The organism is Ruegeria sp. YTSA064 (assembly GCF_059610325.1).
This window is the reverse complement of the sequence record NZ_JBXWNK010000024.1, coordinates 1-17,297: the sequence shown is the minus strand read 5'-3', so window position 1 is coordinate 17,297 and position 17,297 is coordinate 1. Positions and strand designations below refer to the sequence as shown.

General features: G+C 55.4%; 17 protein-coding genes and 2 pseudogenes. 7 read left to right on the top strand and 12 right to left on the bottom strand.

The window, feature by feature from the left end; all coding sequences use genetic code 11:
* Positions 1-560, top strand: a pseudogene (locus AC2FI7_RS22565) (hypothetical protein); the annotation flags it as partial.
* Here the strand turns inward: AC2FI7_RS22565 and AC2FI7_RS22560 are convergent.
* Positions 545-1,387, bottom strand: a complete 843-nt coding sequence (locus AC2FI7_RS22560; RefSeq protein WP_010437767.1) for an EamA family transporter — start codon at positions 1,385-1,387, stop codon at positions 545-547. The pseudogene AC2FI7_RS22565 and the gene AC2FI7_RS22560 overlap by 16 nt on opposite strands.
* A gap of 141 nt (positions 1,388-1,528) precedes the next feature.
* On the opposite strand from AC2FI7_RS22560, the gene AC2FI7_RS22555 reads away from it, so the two are divergent.
* The gene (locus tag AC2FI7_RS22555) at positions 1,529-1,963 is read left to right on the top strand and encodes a group II truncated hemoglobin (RefSeq protein WP_010437772.1); all 435 of its coding nucleotides are present in this window, start codon (positions 1,529-1,531) and stop codon (positions 1,961-1,963) included.
* A gap of 10 nt (positions 1,964-1,973) precedes the next feature.
* Here AC2FI7_RS22555 and AC2FI7_RS22550 read toward each other — a convergent pair whose 3' ends face one another.
* The 7 genes from AC2FI7_RS22550 to AC2FI7_RS22520 form a co-directional block, all read right to left on the bottom strand.
* Positions 1,974-2,684 carry a type 1 glutamine amidotransferase gene (locus AC2FI7_RS22550; RefSeq protein ID WP_480877264.1) on the bottom strand — a complete coding sequence of 237 codons (711 nt, stop codon included), beginning with the start codon at positions 2,682-2,684 and terminating at the stop codon, positions 1,974-1,976.
* A 64-nt stretch (positions 2,685-2,748) separates the two neighbouring features.
* Positions 2,749-4,077, bottom strand: a complete 1,329-nt coding sequence (gene glnT, locus AC2FI7_RS22545) for a type III glutamate--ammonia ligase (protein WP_010437776.1) — start codon at positions 4,075-4,077, stop codon at positions 2,749-2,751.
* 80 nt (positions 4,078-4,157) lie between these two features.
* Complete coding sequence (locus AC2FI7_RS22540; RefSeq protein ID WP_010437779.1) at positions 4,158-5,486, bottom strand: FMN-binding glutamate synthase family protein; 1,329 nt, start codon at positions 5,484-5,486, stop codon at positions 4,158-4,160.
* 20 nt (positions 5,487-5,506) lie between these two features.
* Positions 5,507-6,190, bottom strand: coding sequence for a GltB/FmdC/FwdC-like GXGXG domain-containing protein (locus AC2FI7_RS22535; protein ID WP_010437781.1), 684 nt, complete (start codon positions 6,188-6,190; stop codon positions 5,507-5,509).
* A gap of 1 nt (position 6,191) precedes the next feature.
* A complete protein-coding gene (locus tag AC2FI7_RS22530; protein ID WP_010437784.1) occupies positions 6,192-7,121 on the bottom strand; it encodes a class II glutamine amidotransferase in 930 nt (309 codons plus the stop codon).
* Between the two features lie 146 nt (positions 7,122-7,267).
* Positions 7,268-7,483: a hypothetical protein gene (locus tag AC2FI7_RS22525; protein ID WP_010437786.1), complete on the bottom strand. Its 216-nt coding sequence runs from the start codon at positions 7,481-7,483 to the stop codon at positions 7,268-7,270.
* Positions 7,484-7,495: 12 nt separating this feature from the next.
* Complete coding sequence (locus tag AC2FI7_RS22520; protein WP_010437788.1) at positions 7,496-8,869, bottom strand: ammonium transporter; 1,374 nt, start codon at positions 8,867-8,869, stop codon at positions 7,496-7,498.
* A gap of 342 nt (positions 8,870-9,211) precedes the next feature.
* Here AC2FI7_RS22520 and AC2FI7_RS22515 point away from each other — a divergent pair, with 342 nt between their 5' ends.
* From AC2FI7_RS22515 to AC2FI7_RS22495, 5 genes are read left to right on the top strand one after another with little or no spacing between them, the layout of a single operon-like run.
* Positions 9,212-10,357, top strand: coding sequence for an aminomethyl transferase family protein (locus AC2FI7_RS22515; RefSeq protein ID WP_010437791.1), 1,146 nt, complete (start codon positions 9,212-9,214; stop codon positions 10,355-10,357).
* Positions 10,358-10,412: 55 nt separating this feature from the next.
* The gene (locus tag AC2FI7_RS22510) at positions 10,413-11,009 is read left to right on the top strand and encodes a dimethylamine monooxygenase subunit DmmA family protein (RefSeq protein WP_010437793.1); all 597 of its coding nucleotides are present in this window, start codon (positions 10,413-10,415) and stop codon (positions 11,007-11,009) included.
* Positions 11,006-11,968, top strand: a complete 963-nt coding sequence (locus tag AC2FI7_RS22505) for a PDR/VanB family oxidoreductase (RefSeq protein ID WP_010437795.1) — start codon at positions 11,006-11,008, stop codon at positions 11,966-11,968. The genes AC2FI7_RS22510 and AC2FI7_RS22505 overlap by 4 nt, the downstream gene beginning before the upstream one ends.
* A gap of 13 nt (positions 11,969-11,981) precedes the next feature.
* Positions 11,982-13,049, top strand: a complete 1,068-nt coding sequence (locus AC2FI7_RS22500) for a heme-dependent oxidative N-demethylase family protein (protein ID WP_010437797.1) — start codon at positions 11,982-11,984, stop codon at positions 13,047-13,049.
* A 27-nt stretch (positions 13,050-13,076) separates the two neighbouring features.
* Positions 13,077-13,574: a GNAT family N-acetyltransferase gene (locus AC2FI7_RS22495; RefSeq protein ID WP_037320609.1), complete on the top strand. Its 498-nt coding sequence runs from the start codon at positions 13,077-13,079 to the stop codon at positions 13,572-13,574.
* Here AC2FI7_RS22495 and AC2FI7_RS22490 read toward each other — a convergent pair.
* From AC2FI7_RS22490 to glyA, 4 genes and pseudogenes are all read right to left on the bottom strand, one after another.
* Positions 13,552-14,181, bottom strand: coding sequence for an XRE family transcriptional regulator (locus AC2FI7_RS22490; protein ID WP_037320612.1), 630 nt, complete (start codon positions 14,179-14,181; stop codon positions 13,552-13,554). The two genes, AC2FI7_RS22495 and AC2FI7_RS22490, sit on opposite strands and share 23 nt — an antisense overlap.
* 623 nt (positions 14,182-14,804) lie before the next feature.
* Positions 14,805-16,088, bottom strand: coding sequence for a glycerate kinase type-2 family protein (locus AC2FI7_RS22485; RefSeq protein WP_029621640.1), 1,284 nt, complete (start codon positions 16,086-16,088; stop codon positions 14,805-14,807).
* 7 nt (positions 16,089-16,095) lie between these two features.
* Positions 16,096-17,073 (bottom strand): HpcH/HpaI aldolase/citrate lyase family protein, encoded by a 978-nt coding sequence (locus AC2FI7_RS22480; RefSeq protein ID WP_010437801.1) that lies wholly within the window; start codon positions 17,071-17,073, stop codon positions 16,096-16,098.
* A gap of 17 nt (positions 17,074-17,090) precedes the next feature.
* Positions 17,091-17,297 (bottom strand): annotated as a pseudogene (glyA, locus tag AC2FI7_RS22475) (serine hydroxymethyltransferase); the annotation flags it as partial.

Here is a 17,297-nt window from a genome sequence, read left to right as displayed (position 1 = left end):
ATCGCCTGCCTGCTGGCCAATACGCTGACCGCCGCGTGCCGGGCGAATGGCCTGCCAGAACCCGAAGGCCTGACAGCGTGAGATTTGCTGCCGCTCTTCACGCAGGCGATGGCAAGTCGGCCAGTTCCAAAGTGCTACAATATTGGCGATTGGCGGGCCGCGCCATGCGTATGGTGATAGTATCAATTGGCCACTCTCCGACGAATGTTGCACGCGTCCGCGCTTTGATAGCCCGCGCGGCACAAATAGACATGGCACTGGATCAGCAGCTCTGGGGCAAAGAAATGTCGCAGGACGAATGTCGAACTCAGATCAAACAACTAAACGAGTCGGTGGATGTCTATGCTGTCCTGCTTTTAGCTGATGCGCCTGCGCATATTGACGTACTCAACTTGCGAAGTGAGTTACAGAGGCACAAAGACCTCATTCGCCCCGGTGCATGGCACTATCCCGGACCCGTTCGTCCGGGCGAAGTTGATTGCGTATTAAACAGTGCGATTGCTGCCCATCAGACCCAAAGGAATGCGTTGGATAACGGAGATGCTCAGATCGCGAGATAGCCGATCCCCGTAAAAGCGATAATGCATCCAAGCCATTGAAAGAAAGCCATTTCCTCTCGCAAAATTGCCCAAGCCAAAACAACAGTCAACAACCCGAAGATCGAGGCTGCAACGGACGCGTATTGGGCATTAGGCAACCTACCGGCAGACACGACGCACAGAATTGCCACCGCATCGAGCGCACCCATCAGGCACAATAGGGGCAGGGCTCGTGCGCCCGGCCAAAGCGACTTGCGAGATGCAATGGCGATTGCCGCCAGCACAGGGATAGCGGTCAGACGGCCAATCAGTGAAACAATGAACTCGTCGCCCAGTTCGGCTGCGTACTGACCCAAAGCGAATGTTGCAGCGAACCCAATTGCAGCGAGTATAGAAAAGGCAATCGTCGGCCCTGTGGCAGGGTATTCCGTACCGTCGTCGGATTGCGTCGATACAATGGACACGCCGACGCCAATGGCAATGATCGCCAGCCATTGCCAGATGCTGACCTCGGAACCACGCCATATCGCAAGTGTGACAGACAAGACCGGATAGCTAGCGACAAGCGGAGCGACGAGACGTACAGGCCCGCGTTGAAATGCAGCATACATACTGAGGCCAGCCAGCAAATAAAAGCCGCCTGCTACAACTGCGTAGGATACTGCTTTGGCGGACATGGGGGCGAATCCAGCCCATATTGCCACAAGACCGAACTGTAGCAGCGCCCCGGCAACCAGTACGGCCATCAATGCGGCAATGACGCTCACGGACTGACTGATATATCTCACAGCAAGATCGTGAAAACCCCAGCACAACGCTGCCAGCAGACCCAGAGCAAGGGCGCTCATCCGGTCGCCTCGCGTAACTGGGAATGCCAGGAAATTTCGTATCCTTCTCTCGATATCAACCGCGCCAACATGTCACTGGTGATAAACTTATTTTCCTGGTATGCAATAATTATTGACAGTGGCAACTCGGAGAAGAGACCTATGTCATCGGCTTTGGATCAACTCGGTGGCGAAGAAAAGCTGCGGACTCTTGTCGAACGTTTCTACGACCGAATGGAGACCGACCCGGCGGTGCATTCGCTGCACAGACTACATTTTCGCGGTCATGGATTATCTCATACAAGACAGGCGCAGTTCGAATTCCTGAGCGGGTTTTTGGGCGGTCGTGCTTATTATCGTGAGCGATTTGGTCATATGGACTTGCGAGAATTACACGCGCATGTGCCGATACGTGAAGCGGATGCCGAGCTTTGGCTGGAAACTTTTGACGCCGCATTGGCAGATTGCGAAATGGACGGTCCAGTGGTGGGCAAAATGCGCGCAACATTGCGCCGCGCTGCACTGATGCTTGTCAACGATGTCCCCGATTGGAGAGTTGAAGCAGACAGCGAAGAGAACATTGAAGTTCCCGGTTGATCGCGTGTGATCAGATCTGTCGCAATCTGTTATAGAAGCTGGATGTTATCCTGAATTGTTCTTCAACTATTTGGTCACTGTCAGAGACCATTTCCCACGCTGCATCTGCGGAGCCTAGCCAATCAACAGCGCATTGATGGTTGGCGGCATCGCTCATCCACGATTGGATTGTGCCCTGAACGAGCTCGGGGTGGAATTGTACGCCCCACGCACAGTCTGAAACCCGCAATGCCTGAACAGCACAGGCATCAGATTGTGCCATAATTGATGAGTCGACTGGCAGATCAACAGCTTCAACTCCATGCCATTGAAGCACCCTGAACTGATGAGGCAAGAGCTCGAACAGCGGATCACCCCGCGTATTACCGGTCAGATTGATGGAATGCACGCCGATCTCGGGCTTTTGCATGCGTGCGCATTTCCCACCCAGCGCGTCAACCAAAAGTTGGTGTCCAAGACAAATACCAAAGTAAGGACGTTTGAGCTCTTGGACCCAGGTTCTGATTGCTTGCTTTTCACGCACAAGCCACGGATGTGCTTCGATTTCCCAGACGTCCATCGGACCGCCCAGAACAAGAAGCAAATCAAATTCGTCAAGCTGCGGGATCGGTTGACCATCATAGAAATGCACAATACCGGCCGTATCACCGCATGACGAAATGTGCTCCAGAAACGCTCCGGGGTTTTCGCCCGGCGTATGCTGGAAAATCAGTATATTCACGAGGTGCGGGTCTCCGCCTAACCGAAGGGGTGGGGCAGCAGGATGCCTGCAGCCCCTGATTTGTTTAGATGTCGAGCGTGTGGTCTTTTTCCCAGCGTGAGAAATGGCTGACGAAGGAATTCCATTCCTGGTGTTTCATTTTGAGGAATGCGCTCGAGAATTCCTGACCCATCATGGCTTTCAACTCGGTGTCGTTGTCATATTCGCGCAACCCGTCGAGCATGTTCAGCGGTAGTTTGGGGGCGTCAGTGACGGTATGGCCTTCGGCATACATATCGATGTCCCAGCGACGTCCCGGATCGGCCTTGGAGCGGATGCCGGACAAACCTGCAGCGATAATGACCGCCTGCAGCAGATAGGGGTTGGTGGCCCCGTCGGCCAGGCGCAGCTCAAACCGGCCCGGACCGGGCACCCGGACCATGTGTGTGCGGTTGTTGCCGGTCCATGTCACGGTATTGGGGGCCCAGGTCGCGCCCGACATGGTGCGCGGTGCGTTGATGCGCTTGTAGCTGTTCACCGTCGGGTTGGTAATCGCTGCAAGCGCACTGGCATGTTTCATGATACCGCCAAGGAAGTGCTTGCCCTGTTCGCCAAGTCCCACCTCGCCGGTCGGACCGTCGCCTTCGCCGGCAAAGACGTTGGTTTTGGCGTCTGCTCCGGGTGCATCCCAGACCGAGATATGAGCATGGCAGCCATTGCCGGTCAGCCCTTCGACTGGCTTGGGCATAAAGGTGGCCCGCAGCCCATGCTTTTCGGCCACCGACTTGGTCATGAACTTGAAGAACGAGTGCTTGTCGGCGGTTTTCAGAACGTCATCGAACTCCCAGTTCATTTCGAACTGGCCATTGGCGTCTTCGTGGTCGTTCTGATAAGGCCCCCAACCGAGTTCCAGCATATAGTCGCAGATCTCACGCACCACATCATAGCGGCGCATCACCGCCTGCTGGTCATAGCAGGGCTTCTCGGCGGTATCGAAAGGGTCGCTGATCTGCTCGCCATCGGGGGTTAGCAGGAAGAATTCAGCCTCAATGCCGGTTTTGACATGCATGCCCATCTCGGCGGCCTCGCCGATCAAGCGGCGCAGCACATTGCGTGGGGCTTGGGCGACATCCTTGCCTTCCATCACGCAGTTGCCTGCAACCCAGGCGACCTCAGGCTTCCATGGCAGCTGGATCACCGATGACGGGTCCGGCACCGCCAGCATGTCAGGATGCGCGGGGGTCATATCCAACCAGGTGGCGAACCCGGCAAAACCTGCGCCGTCTTCCTGCATCTCGGCAATCGCCTGCGCGGGCACCAGCTTGGCCCGCTGCCCACCGAACAGGTCGGTGAACGAGATCATGAAGTATTTGACGCCTTTTTCTTTTGCGAAAGCTGCGAGATCTGTCGTCACGATGGCTTTCCTTTCCCTGTTGAATTTTTAATTTCCAAAGCAAAAACGCGGCCCCCGTTAAGGAGCCGCGCAGTATCAGTTCAGAACCCTTCCTTGCCCGGGTACCAGCTTGTCCCGGCCAACGGGACACGCGCCATTGCGGCGGCCTCCATCGTCAGAGCACACAAATCCTCGGGTTCAAGGTTGTGGAGGTGATTATGACCACAGGCCCGCGCGATGGTCTGCGCTTCAAGTGTCATCACCTTGAGATAGTTTCGCAGACGGCGTCCGGCCTCGACCGGGTTCAGACGGGCCGCCAAGTCGGGATCCTGTGTGGTGATACCTGCGGGGTCCTGACCTTCGTGCCAGTCGTCATAGGCCCCGGTGGTGGTGCCCAACTTTTGGTACTCGGATTCCCATTTCGGGTCGTTGTCACCAAGCGCCACCAGCGCGGCGGTGCCAATGGCCACTGCGTCGGCGCCAAGGGCCATTGCCTTTGCCACATCGGCCCCGGTGCGGATGCCGCCCGAGATCACCAGTTGTACCTCGCGATGCACGCCCAAGTCCTGCAGCGCCTGCACGGCAGGGCGAATGCAGGACAGCGTCGGCAGACCTACATGCTCGATGAACACGTCCTGCGTCGCGGCAGTACCGCCTTGCATGCCGTCCATCACCACCACATCGGCACCGGCCTTTACCGCCAGTGCCGTATCATAATAGGGGCGGGTCGCACCAACCTTTACATAGATCGGCACTTGCCAGTCTGTAATCTCACGCAATTCGAGGATCTTGATTTCCAGATCATCTGGGCCGGTCCAGTCCGGGTGACGACAGGCTGAACGCTGGTCGATGCCCTTGGGCAGCGTGCGCATCTCGGCCACGCGGTCGCTGATCTTCTGTCCCAGCAGCATACCGCCGCCGCCGGGCTTGGCACCCTGACCGACCACAATCTCGATCGCGTCGGCCTTCCTCAGGTCGTTTGGGTTCATGCCATAACGAGAGGGCAGATACTGATAGACCAGCTTGCTGGAGTGACCGCGTTCTTCGGGCGTCATGCCGCCGTCACCGGTGGTAGTCGACGTACCAGCTGCCGACGCGCCCCGGCCCAGAGCTTCTTTCGCCGGCCCAGAGAGAGCGCCAAAGCTCATGCCCGCAATGGTTATCGGAATGTCCAGTTCGATCGGCTTCTTGGCAAAGCGTGTGCCCAGTGTCACCGAGGTGTCGCAGCGTTCGCGATAGCCTTCCAACGGATACCGTGACACCGACGCGCCCAGAAACAGCAGGTCGTCAAAATGCGGCACCTTGCGCTTGGCACCGCCACCGCGGATATCATAGATACCGGTGGCCGCAGCGCGGCGGATTTCCGCATTGATCGGATTGGTGAATGTCGCCGACTGAATCGGCAGGGTGCGGGGGATCTGATCGTCCATGTCTTTCATACCCTTCTTCCTCAGTAAGCAGCGGAATTGTCGATGTCGAAGTTGTACAGTTGGCGAGCTGACCCGTAGCGTTTGAACTCTTCCGGACTAGCATCCGCGCCTGCGCGATCAAGCAGATCCTTCAGAATCTCCAGGTGCTCGGGGCGCATCTCTTTCTCGACGCAGTCAGCGCCGAGGCTTTTGACCGAGCCGCGCACGAACAGTCGCGCCTCATAGAGCGAGTCCCCAAGCGCGTCGCCTGCATCACCACAGACCACAAGATTCCCGGCCTGTGCCATGAAGGCGGACATATGGCCGATATTGCCATGCACCACGATGTCGATGCCTTTCATCGAAATGCCGCAGCGCGAACTTGCGTTGCCCTTGATCACCAGCAGTCCACCATGGCCCGTGGCCCCGGCATACTGGCTGGCATCGCCATCGACGATCACCTGACCGGACATCATGTTCTCGGCCACGCCGGGCCCGACCGAGCCTTCAACCTTGACCGTTGCCTGCTGGTTCATGCCAGCGCAGTAGTAGCCGGTGGACCCCTTGACTGTCACCTCGATGGGTGCGTCCAGCCCGACCGCAATCGCGTGGCTGCCCTTGGGGTTCACAACCTCCCAGCTGGTTTGATTCGTCTCGGTGGACTGAGATTGCAGCGTTGCGTTCAGCCCGCGCAGGCCGTTTGCTTCAAGATCGTAGGTCTGCATGTCAGGCGGCCTTTTCCGTCGTTGTCGGGCTGTCGTTGTGGGACCAGAAGTAAACCGTTGCCGGCTCCGGCTCCCAGATGCGGGCGTCTTCAATGCCTGGCAGGTTCACAAGCGCCCGATATTCGCTGCCAAAGGCTACGTATTGATCGGTCTCGGCCATTACTGCCGGTTTGCAGGCGATCGGATCGCGGACCACGCCGAACCCATCCTTGGTGCCGACGACAAAGGTGAAGAAGCCATCCAGATCCTCAAGGCTGCTTTCCAGCGCCTCACCCAAGGTGGCCCCGTTCATCATCTTCCAGGTCAGATAGGCGGCTCCAACCTCGGTATCATTCTCGGTTTGGATCACTACACCTTCACGGCGCAGTTTACGGCGCAATGAATTGTGGTTCGACAGCGAGCCGTTATGAACCAGACACTGATCTGGCCCAGTGTTGAACGGGTGCGCGCCCATCGTCGTCACGGCAGACTCTGTAGCCATGCGAGTGTGGCCAATGCCATGTGTGCCGCTCATACTGCTTATGTCAAAGCGCGCGGCCACGTCCTTGGGCAGGCCCACCTCTTTGTAAATCTCCAGCATCTCGCCCCGGCTCATGATCCGGACTGAAGGCCGGATTTCCGCCAACGCGGCCCGTGCTGCTTCAAACTGCCCTGCTGGAATGTCCAGAACTGTGTGCGTGTCATTATCAGTCTGGCTTACCGCCACGCCCAAGTGCTGCCCCAGCTCTTCGGCTAGTCCGGCAAAGTCGTCCTTGGGATTGGGCGACTGCAGTGTCACCTTGGTCTTACCACCTGATTCCTCGCCATAAATCGCTATCCCCGCGCTGTCGGGGCCGCGATCCGTCATCGTGATCAGCATGTCTGTCAGCATATTGCCCAGTTGGGGCGCAAGAGACTGGTCTTTGAGGAATAATCCAACAATTCCGCACATGGCTGGCAGATCTCCTTGTGTGTTTCGCTATGATTCTACGGTACCAACAATTCAAACGGACATCAATAATCATAGGAAATAAATTTTCCTGAGAGGCAATGGGCAAGAATTTAGATTTATGCCCATTGCCAGCTTTCAAAGCTGGATCAGTATCGTTCCAGCTGTGCTTTCACTTTTTCTTCGTCGCCAGTGTGGCGGGCCTTCTCGAGGTGTTCACCTTCTCGGACAAATTGGATGCGATGCCAACCTATCCAGAATACGACGCCCACGATGACCATAAGGACTTCGTAACCTTGGAAGGGATAGATCGGTCCGACCTCGGCCAGATCAACAGCCCAGCTTGTATATCCATTTGTAGACATTCTTTTTCTCCCTTACTCAGCTGGTACGCCGCGGGCAGCCAGTTCTTCTTTGTCGGCTGCAATGATCGCGGCTTTGGCGTCTTCATATGCATGGTGTTCAGCGTAATCGAGGCCCTGAAGTTCGACTTCTTCCGGAATTCTAAGCACACCTGCGGCCGACTGGATTTTCGCAAGAATCCAACCAGGCAAGAAGCCAAGAACAAAGAACATGATGACCGCGCCGGTGATCTGACCGACCGGGTTGATCGTTGCATAGCCTTCGTATGGCGATGAAGGAACTCCCCACAGGACAAAGCCGGAAATCACCAGGCCAACGAACCCTGCATAGCCATGCACGGCAACGGCACCAACGGCATCATCCAGCTTGAACCGACGCTCGACCCAATAGTGCAGCTTGTACACGATCACGACACCGATCGCGGCGATGATCATTGCCTGCACCGGGTGATAAAGATCGTTACCGGCAGATGCAGTGATAATACCGGCCAAACCGCCCGAGAACGTCCAAAAGGCGTCACCTTTGGAAATGACATACGCTGCCATCAACCCGCCAGACAGAGACATCAGGAAGTTGAAGGTAATCGCGGAAAGCGTAGTCGGAGCCAGATAAATATTGGTCGCGGTCCACGTGACACCCGTTATCTGACCGTCGATTGCCTCCGGAGATATCGCCGGGACATTACATGCGGCATAGAATCCCCAGAAACCTGTGTAGATCAGGAATATCCCGATGGTCAGCAACCATGGGTTATGCGGCGGAATATCCCGCGGCGTACCATCTTTGGCAAATTTGCCTAGGCGGGGACCCAGAACCATGATCACCCCAAGTGCATAGCCGCCTGCGATTGCGTGAATAACCCCGGAAGCATAAGCATCGTGGTACCCAAGAACGCGCACCATCCAACCGCCGTAGTGCCAACCCCACGCTGCGTCGATGATCCACCAGACTGAACCAATCATCACGGCATGGACCCACAAGGCCGAAGATCTAATCCGCTCGATCACAGAGCCAGATACAATCGAGGCTGCTGTCCACGAGAACAGCAGGAACGCCGCCCAGAAGACGCCGGTGATTCTGTCGCCCAGATTGGTCGCCATGGTGTCGGCCCATGGCAGATTTGCAGCGCCCGCTTCGGTATCTAAACCGCCCCAGAACGGAAAGTTCGGAAAGGCCCAGTAAATCCACCAGCCGAAGAAGAAGAACGTGACCGTCACCAGCGGGATGATCATGATGTTTTTCATCAATGTGTGCATATGGTTACGGGCACGGCTAGCACCGACCTCGTACATGCAAAAGCCCACATGGATGAGGAACATGAAAACGACCGTTACCCAGTAGTAGAACTCGGTAAAGACCGTCGTTAGTGCATTTAGATTACCATCCACTTCGTAGTCTCCCTGTTGTTGCAGCAGGAGATCTTTCTGCGAAGAATTTCCTGCTGGGAATAATTATCTACTCAGGGGACAATTTCATTGGCGACCTGTCAATAGATATGTGGGGCAAACATCTTTTAGGCATTTGGTTCATGCACTTTCAGACCCGTCAAAATACAACCCATAACATTGATAAATAACCACTTTTACCGTTCTCGATAATTTGTGCTAGGGTGCACAAATTGCAGCCTAATATTCCCAACAGGAAAAAAATCTGCACATGGGTGTTGATTTTCAATCTGACATCGGCCTCAATATGGCCAACAAAAAAGCAATCAACGGGAGAGCTGAACAATGGCCATTCTTTGGAGGACGTCCGCCCTTGCGCAGCGCCATGCCGAGATCGGCGGCGAGCTTGAGGACTGGAACGGTATGGGAACCGCATGGTTCTATGACCATAGCCCGGAACGCGCCAAAGCGGACTACGAAGCCATCCGCACCAAGGCGGGTCTGATGGATGTGTCGGGGCTGAAAAAGGTTCATGTGGTCGGCGAAGATGCGGCTTATGTCATTGACCGCGTCACCACGCGGAATGTGGAGAAAATCATGCCGGGCCGGTCGACCTATGCGTCGATTCTGAATGCCGAGGGCAAATTTGTCGACGATTGCATCATCTATCGCCTGTCAGTGAACACGTGGCTTGTCGTGCACGGCACCGGAACGGGGATGGAACAGCTGACATCGGTGGCCGCCGGTAAGAATTGTTCGGTCATTTTTGACGATGACATGCACGATATGTCGCTGCAGGGGCCGGTGGCGGTGGATTTCCTGGCCAAACACGTTCCCGGAATTCGGGATCTGGCCTATTTTGGCATTATGCAGACCAAGCTTTACGGCTGCCCGGTGATGATCTCGCGGACCGGTTATACCGGCGAGCGCGGATACGAAATTTTCTGCCAGGCCAAGCACGCTGTGCATCTTTGGGACAGCATCCTGGCCGAAGGCAAGGACATGGGTATTGTTCCGGTCCAGTTCTCGACGCTCGATTTGCTGCGCACCGAAAGCTACCTGTTGTTCTATCCCGGCGACAACTCAGAAACTTATCCGTTCGACGATGAAACATGCGGCGATACGCTTTGGGAGCTGGGTCTGGAATTCACAGTTTCACCGGGCAAGACCGGATTTATCGGCGCCGAGAACCACTATGCCTCGCAAGGCAAAGAGCGGTTCAAGATCTATGGTGTCAAACTGGATGGCACCACCCCGGCGGATGAGGGTGCTGACCTGCTGCAGAACGGTGAAAAGGTTGGTGTTGTCACCTTTGGCATGTGTTCCGAAATCAATGGGCACAATGTTGGTATCGCACGGATGCCGGTTGACTGCGCGTCGCCGGGCACAAAGCTGACGGTCCGCAATAGCGACGGAACCGAGATTGTGGCTACAGCTGAAGAGATGCCGTTCTACGACAGGGACAAGGCCATCCGAACCGCAAAGGGCTGATACTCAGGGGGCGCGACGATAAAATCGTGGCGCTCTTTTCTTTTTTGAGGGCACAATGTCAAAGTTCGAATTTCCCAAGTCAATCGCAAGCCGCCCGATCTGGGGCACGCTAGAGGTTCGCTCAGGTGAACATCATCTTATGATCGCCGAGGCCGAGGGGGCCGAAGCAGTAATTGACATAGCGACACCCGATCTGATGGCTAAAACCCATCTGATCTACATACCGAAAGGCACAGATTTTTCGGAAAGGTTACAGGCGCTAAACCCCGCACAATTCTACGAAAGTCCGTCCTATGCGGCCGCGCTACATCGTATTCGTCGCGTTCTCGAGGACGCGCATATGGGGTTACAAGTCTATCTGACCGGCACCGAAGGCATGATGGGTCAGGCCATGAACGAAGTGGTGGCCGTCGGCCTGCCGCATACTGCGATTCAAACTGAACATCGCGGTTCTGTTGCTCGCCGGATGCAATGTGTACATTGCAAAGGTGTCACCGAAGATGTCGAGGTCGATCCGTTTGTTTGTTCGCACTGTGGTCTCAACCTGTTTGTGCGCGACCACTATTCCCGCCGCCTTGCCGCCTATCAAGGCGTCCGAGTTGATGCCGAGGACCATGGCAACGTGCCCGAGCCGAAGGGGATCTACGAATGAGTGGTGCCGAGAAAATTCAAGTCAAAGTGACCGAAATTACCCCGCTGAACGAATTGGTGACGCGCTTCCGGTTTGAGCGCGTTGACGGCAGACAGTTGCCAACCTTTTCGGGCGGTGCACATACCGTGGTCGAAATGCAGGATGGCGGCATCACGCGACTCAACCCTTATTCCCTGATGTCCGATCCGTTCGATCAATCGTCCTATACGATCTCAGTTCGGCGCGACGATCAGGGCAGGGGAGGGTCGTTGTTCATGCACCGTCAGGTCAAGCTGGGCGACGAGATGACCATCAGTTACCCGGTCAACCTATTCTCGCTTGATTTGCGGGCCCGCAAACACCTATTTCTGGCCGGTGGTATCGGGATCACCCCGTTTCTGGCGCAGATCAAACAGCTCGAATTGCTGCACGGTCATTGGGAACTACATTATGCGTGCCGTAATCAGGCGCTAGCATCTTATGCGGATCAACTGACAGACAGGCATCCGAACGCAACGCATCTGTACTACGACGATCAGAGCCAGGTGATTGATCTGGAAAACCTTCTCAGCGGGCAACCTTTAGGCACGCATGTCTATGTCTGCGGCCCAAAGGGCATGATCGATTGGGTGCGCAATACTGCCGCCGCCGAAGGCTGGCCCGAAGATTGTGTGCATTACGAAGAGTTCTTGGCGCCTCAGCCGGGCAAACCATTCGAAGTGCGTCTGGCGTCTTCCGAAAAGGTCATTCATGTGGGCGAAAACGAAAGTCTGCTTGAGGCCATCGAACGTGAGGGTGTCGACGCCCCGTACCTGTGCCGCGGCGGGGCCTGTGGTCAGTGCGAAACCGTAGTTTTGGATCACGACGGCAACTTTGTTCACCGCGATCACTGGCTGACCGACGAAGAAAAGGCAGCAGGCAAGAAGATCATGCCCTGCGTATCGCGTTTCGAGGGAAAGTCCCTTGTGCTTGACCGCTAAGAGGAGGCCCAACATGACCATTCAATTCAACGACGAGTCCTTCCGCGACGACTATACGTTCCATAATTCGGAATGGGCGATCAAACGCTTTCCGTTCCCGTTTCACGAAGACAGCTACATGTATTCGGTCAACATGGAGCAGCACCGGGGCGGCCCCGAGGGTTCGGTCTACGAGATGCGGTTTGATGTGGACGAACACTACGTCTCCGAGATGAAAGACCGGGCCATCGTTCTGGATCAGGACCCGCTGCGTTGTCAGTCTTTGCCGCACATGACATTGGCGGGCTGGGATTTGTTGGAACTGATTATGGTTAGCAAATCCGAAGACTATCCGGACCTGTTCGAGCTGCATCGTAACGGCAATCAGTGGCGCTGGATCAACAAGCCACTGGGCATTGATCACAGTTTCACCTTCATGGACGAAACCACGCTGCCTTACGGGCCGATGGAATACATAACTCGTCAGGCGCAAGGTGATTTCGCAGTGCTGGACCAGCGGGACGAGATGCTGTGGATGGACGCAGGTATGGTAACGACCCAGGCCGACTGGAGCCTGGATTTCGATATCGGCATGAACTTTTTTGAATGGCACGCACCTGTTCCAAAAGCACATGAGATGGGGATTTTCAAGCGTGCGCTGAAGTTTCTGTTGAACATTCAACAGGGCGCTCCGGCGCGCCGGTTGAACTGGACCATGACAGTGAACCCGCTGCTGGATACCAGCCCGGAAAACTACCACAAATGGGGCATCCAAAAGACTACACTGACGCCCGAAAACATAGCCCACAAACAGCATCTTCGGGTCGAGTTGCAAACCTTCTTCCGCCTGCCGCGGTCCAACGCGCTGGTGTTCCCGATCCGCTGCTATCTGTGCAGTTTTCAGGATCTGATGACTGTTCCAAAATGGGGTCGTCGTCTGCACCGCGTTGTACGTGATCTGCCGGTTGAACTGGCGACTTACAAAGGGTTCATCGACAACCGTCCAATGATGCTGGACTACCTCAGTCAGTTTGATGATGGATTGCCGACTTCCCCCGGAGTCTGGCCGGATCTGGAAACGGAACCGCCTTTGTCAAAATAAACGAGCATTATGAAGTGTTTTGGCTTTATGACTGAACCGGACAAAACACTTTGGCTAATTCCTAGAGATGATGCCGCATTGTATGACGCGCTTGCGCTGCTCCGCTCGTCATTTCAGTACATGGATGCCCGGATCGACCCTCCGTCTTCTATCCATGGTCTGACCGTGGGCGGGATGCAGGCGCATTGTCGGAAAGGCGGTGAAATCTGGGCCATGGGCCGACCGCTTATTGCGTGCATGTTTTTGACGCCCAAAGCCAACACCTTGTACCTTGGAAAGCTGGCGGTGAAGGAAGGAATGCGGGGGCAGGGTATCTGTCGCACATTAGTAGATCACGCTGCAAGTCGTGCAGCAGACCTTGGTCTATCAGTGTTGGAACTGGAAACGCGCGTGGAACTCACTGAAAACCACCGCGTGTTTTCAAGGCTTGGGTTTACAATCGTAGGTACCGGCAGCCACGTCGGCTATGACAGACCCACGGATTTCTTGTTACGCAAGCCGATCAGTTTGTCTGCGGATAACTGATCACTGAAATGTAGCGTGCTGGCAGGTTGACCAACCGTTCAGGTCCATGCGGCGCATCGGCGTCAAAGAACAAGGTATCACCCGGTTTCAGGGGGTATATCTTGTCGCCGTGTCGGTAATCTACCTCGCCCTCAAGCATGTAGATCGTCTCGATTCCGCCATGTTGAAACGTTGGGAACACGTCGGATTCAACGGTCAGGGTGATCAGGTAAGGCTCTACAATTACGCCAGAACCATTGGCACCAATATGCCCCAACAAATTATATTGATGATTGGCGCGTGTTCCTTCGCGCTCTAACTCGACGCCCTCGCCTGCTCTGGTATGAACCGCCTCGCGGCGCTCTTCAAATTGTCTGAAAAAGCTTGTCAGAGGAACTGAAAGCGCATCAGCGAGCGATTGGAGAGTCGTTAGGGAAGGCGATGTGTTACCGTTTTCGATCTTGGATAACATACCAATCGACAATCCGGTCAGCTGAGCCAATTCCGCGACCGTAGTATTCTGCTGTTTGCGAAAAGCACGAACCTCGCGACCAATGGCAACTTCAAGAACTTTTTCTCTGTCACCCGAGCGAACAGAATGCGGGTCCTGTGTCAGATTTGTCGCCATTTCTTTGTCGTTATTTTTCAATTTCATTCTTTCAATGTTTTGCTACACATGTCCAAACGGGCTCTGCAAGAAGACAAGCTGCATTACCCAATCCAGTTCGGACTACCATAGCATCAATTTTTCCTGTTAGTAAAATAATCATGCTGACAGAAAAATACTAGAAATCGAAATCCAATGGTTTTACGGCTTTCCGATAGCGTGCCTAACCTCAGTCATAAAGCCGTTGCGGATAGCAAATGAGATTACACTGAATCTGGATTCGTGGTCGTCCATAAGTCTGAATGTTCGTACTGAACGCAACTATTTCATAATCCAAAAGCGGGAAAGAGCCAAACATGGCTATTGCTCTACAACTCGGCTACAGCGGTTCATGCTACCAGCTTGAGCATTCGGAAGCCTGATTGCGCTCCGGCTGTTAATCGCTCCGCATCAATAATCCGACTTCACCAACTCGCAGTCTTTGGCGTTTGAAACTCCACCACTTGCTCGGCTTGAAATTCGAACATCGGGCTTTCTTTCTTGACCCGAAGTATATGTCACGACGCCTCTGCACCATAGATCACTTAGAAACCCGGAGATCGCAAATAACGGATCTAAAGATCTACCGTTTTTTTCGCCCGCTTTCACGCGTTAGATCCAAGCAACAATACCTGAATGTCGGCAACATTGGTACCGGTTGCTCCGGTCATCAAAAGATCACCCGACAGCGTCAAAGCCTTATGACTATCGTTGCTTGCCAACAGGGAGGCAGGGTCATGTCCAGACGCATGGATTCGGGCGATCGTTCCTGCATCCACCATTGCGCCCGCTGCCGGGGTTGGGCCGTCGCGGCCATCCGTACCGCCGCTAAGAAAAACCCAGTTGCCGGGTATCGTGCGCTCATGCGCCAATTGGGCGACGCGCAGCGCCAATTCCTGATTGCGCCCGCCGCAACCTGTTCCTGTCAGGCGTACAGTCGTTTCACCACCAAAAAGCAAGGCGGTTGGTTGGTCAAATTTGGCAGACATAGCTGCCTGAAAAATCTGTTCGGCTGCATCGGACACGTCTCCAATCAACGCGTCGGACACAATTTCAGCCCCACAGATCTGCGTCGCACAGCGAAACGCGGCTTCAAGACTAATCGTGTTCGATCCAATCAGGTTGTTTGCCGCCTCAACCGCTATAGAACGTTCAGGAATACTCTTCTCCAGGTGGGCACGGGCGGCTTTTGGGAACCGGTGCCAAATTCCGGCCTCGATGCAGGTCCTGCGGGCGTCCGCGTGGCTGCCGATTGGTGAGGCAGTTGGTCCGCTGGCTACGGCCCGAATGTCATCGCCTATGACATCCGACAGGATATACGCCGTGATCGGGGCAGGCGAACCGTGCCGCAAAAACCCGCCGCCTTTGAGCTGGCTCAGGTGCTGACGCACAAGGTTCATCCGAACGATGTCCAGCCCGGAAGATAGCAAAACCTCATTGACCGCGATTTTGTCCGAAAGAGTCAAGCCATCAACAGGCGCGGGGACCAAGGCCGACCCCCCGCCAGAGATCAGTGCAATGATCTGATCCTGCTTACGTGCTGCGCTGAGCAATGCGATGATCTGTCGCCCGGCTTTCAAACCGCGTTCATTCGGGATGGGATGCCCGCTGGTCAATACCGTCGCGCCGGGAACTTCATTCCAGTTGTCGCTGTGGGTTACAATCAGGGCGACGTGATCGCCCTGAACATGCTGTAATGCCTCCTCCATCATGGCAGGGGCAGCCTTCCCAATTGCGATCAGGATGCTGCGCCCGCTATGTTCTGGTGATGGCAATGGGTCTGATTGCAACCGTTGGCGCAAAGACATCGCTGGATCTGCTGCTGCGACGGCCTCGGCAAAGATGGCGGCGGCGCTGTCGCGCAGCGATACGGTCGATTGCACTGTCATGATGCGATCAAGCCGCGGCAATCTGTCCGGCTTTTTCCACCAGCACTTCGGCCTGACGGATTGAGGCATAGTCGATCAGACGACCATCCAGAGAAACGGCGCCTTTGCCCGCCGATTCAGCCTCGGCCATAGCGACGAGAATTCGCTGTGCTTTGGTGACTTCGGCATCTGAGGGTGACATGACCTCGTTAGCCAAGGCAATCTGGCTGGGGTGGATGGCCCATTTGCCTTCACATCCCAGAACTGCCGCCCGTTTTGCCGCGGCTTTGTAACCGTCCGGGTCCTGAAAATCGCCGAAGGGTCCGTCGATCGGGCGCAGGCCGTTGGCGCGCGCGGCGACCACCATGCGAGCCAGCGCATAGTGCCACATGTCGCCCCAATGCGTCATGCGTCCTCCGTCAGCATCCGGGTCAGTCAGAACTGAATAATCGGGGTTTACACCGCCGATGATCGTGGTCCGGGCACGGGTAGACGCGGCATAGTCGGCAACCCCGAAATGCAGACTTTCGTTGCGTTTGGAGGCGGCCGCAATCTCGCCGACATTCTGCATGCCAAGCGCGGTTTCGATGATATGTTCGAACCCGATCCGTTTCTTATAGCCTTTGGCGTCCTCGATCTGTGTCACCAGCATATCGACCGCGTAAACGTCAGAAGCTGTGCCAACCTTGGGGATCATGATAAGGTCCAGCCGCTCGCCGGCTTGTTCGACCACGTCCACCACGTCGCGATACATATAATGTGTATCCAGCCCGTTAATCCGCACCGACATGGTTTTGCTGCCCCAGTCGATATCGTTCAGGGCTTCGATGATGTTCTTGCGAGCCTGTTCTTTTTCATCAGGCGCAACCGCGTCTTCCAAGTCGAGGAAGATCACATCTACATCTGATTGTGCAGCCTTTTCGAACATTCCGGGCTGGCTGCCAGGGACGGCCAGTTCACTGCGGTTCAGGCGTGCAGGGGCTTGGTCGATGTTATGAAAACTCATGATTTGGGTCCTTCGTATTATAGGTTCGGATAGATCGGAAACTTGGCGCAAAGCTCAGCGACTTCGGCTTTGACCTTTGCTTCGACTGCGGCATTGCCTTCTTCGCCATTGGCGGCCAGACCGTCGACAACTTCGATGATCCAATCCGCGATTTGACGGAACTCGACTTCTCCAAAACCTCGTGTCGTGCCAGCAGGAGAACCAAGGCGGATGCCGCTGGTGAT

Coding starts and splice junctions, on each gene's coding strand:
- AC2FI7_RS22480 (WP_010437801.1), bottom strand. CDS start 17,073: ATGAGTTTTCATAACATCGACCAAGCCCCTGCACGCCTGAACCGCAGT.
- AC2FI7_RS22510 (WP_010437793.1), top strand. CDS start 10,413: ATGTCAAAGTTCGAATTTCCCAAGTCAATCGCAAGCCGCCCGATCTGG.
- AC2FI7_RS22525 (WP_010437786.1), bottom strand. CDS start 7,483: ATGTCTACAAATGGATATACAAGCTGGGCTGTTGATCTGGCCGAGGTC.
- AC2FI7_RS22495 (WP_037320609.1), top strand. CDS start 13,077: ATGACTGAACCGGACAAAACACTTTGGCTAATTCCTAGAGATGATGCC.
- AC2FI7_RS22490 (WP_037320612.1), bottom strand. CDS start 14,181: ATGGCGACAAATCTGACACAGGACCCGCATTCTGTTCGCTCGGGTGAC.
- AC2FI7_RS22535 (WP_010437781.1), bottom strand. CDS start 6,190: ATGCAGACCTACGATCTTGAAGCAAACGGCCTGCGCGGGCTGAACGCA.
- AC2FI7_RS22560 (WP_010437767.1), bottom strand. CDS start 1,387: ATGAGCGCCCTTGCTCTGGGTCTGCTGGCAGCGTTGTGCTGGGGTTTT.
- AC2FI7_RS22505 (WP_010437795.1), top strand. CDS start 11,006: ATGAGTGGTGCCGAGAAAATTCAAGTCAAAGTGACCGAAATTACCCCG.
- AC2FI7_RS22485 (WP_029621640.1), bottom strand. CDS start 16,088: ATGACAGTGCAATCGACCGTATCGCTGCGCGACAGCGCCGCCGCCATC.
- AC2FI7_RS22555 (WP_010437772.1), top strand. CDS start 1,529: ATGTCATCGGCTTTGGATCAACTCGGTGGCGAAGAAAAGCTGCGGACT.
- AC2FI7_RS22515 (WP_010437791.1), top strand. CDS start 9,212: ATGGCCATTCTTTGGAGGACGTCCGCCCTTGCGCAGCGCCATGCCGAG.
- AC2FI7_RS22540 (WP_010437779.1), bottom strand. CDS start 5,486: ATGGACGATCAGATCCCCCGCACCCTGCCGATTCAGTCGGCGACATTC.
- AC2FI7_RS22530 (WP_010437784.1), bottom strand. CDS start 7,121: ATGTGCGGAATTGTTGGATTATTCCTCAAAGACCAGTCTCTTGCGCCC.
- AC2FI7_RS22500 (WP_010437797.1), top strand. CDS start 11,982: ATGACCATTCAATTCAACGACGAGTCCTTCCGCGACGACTATACGTTC.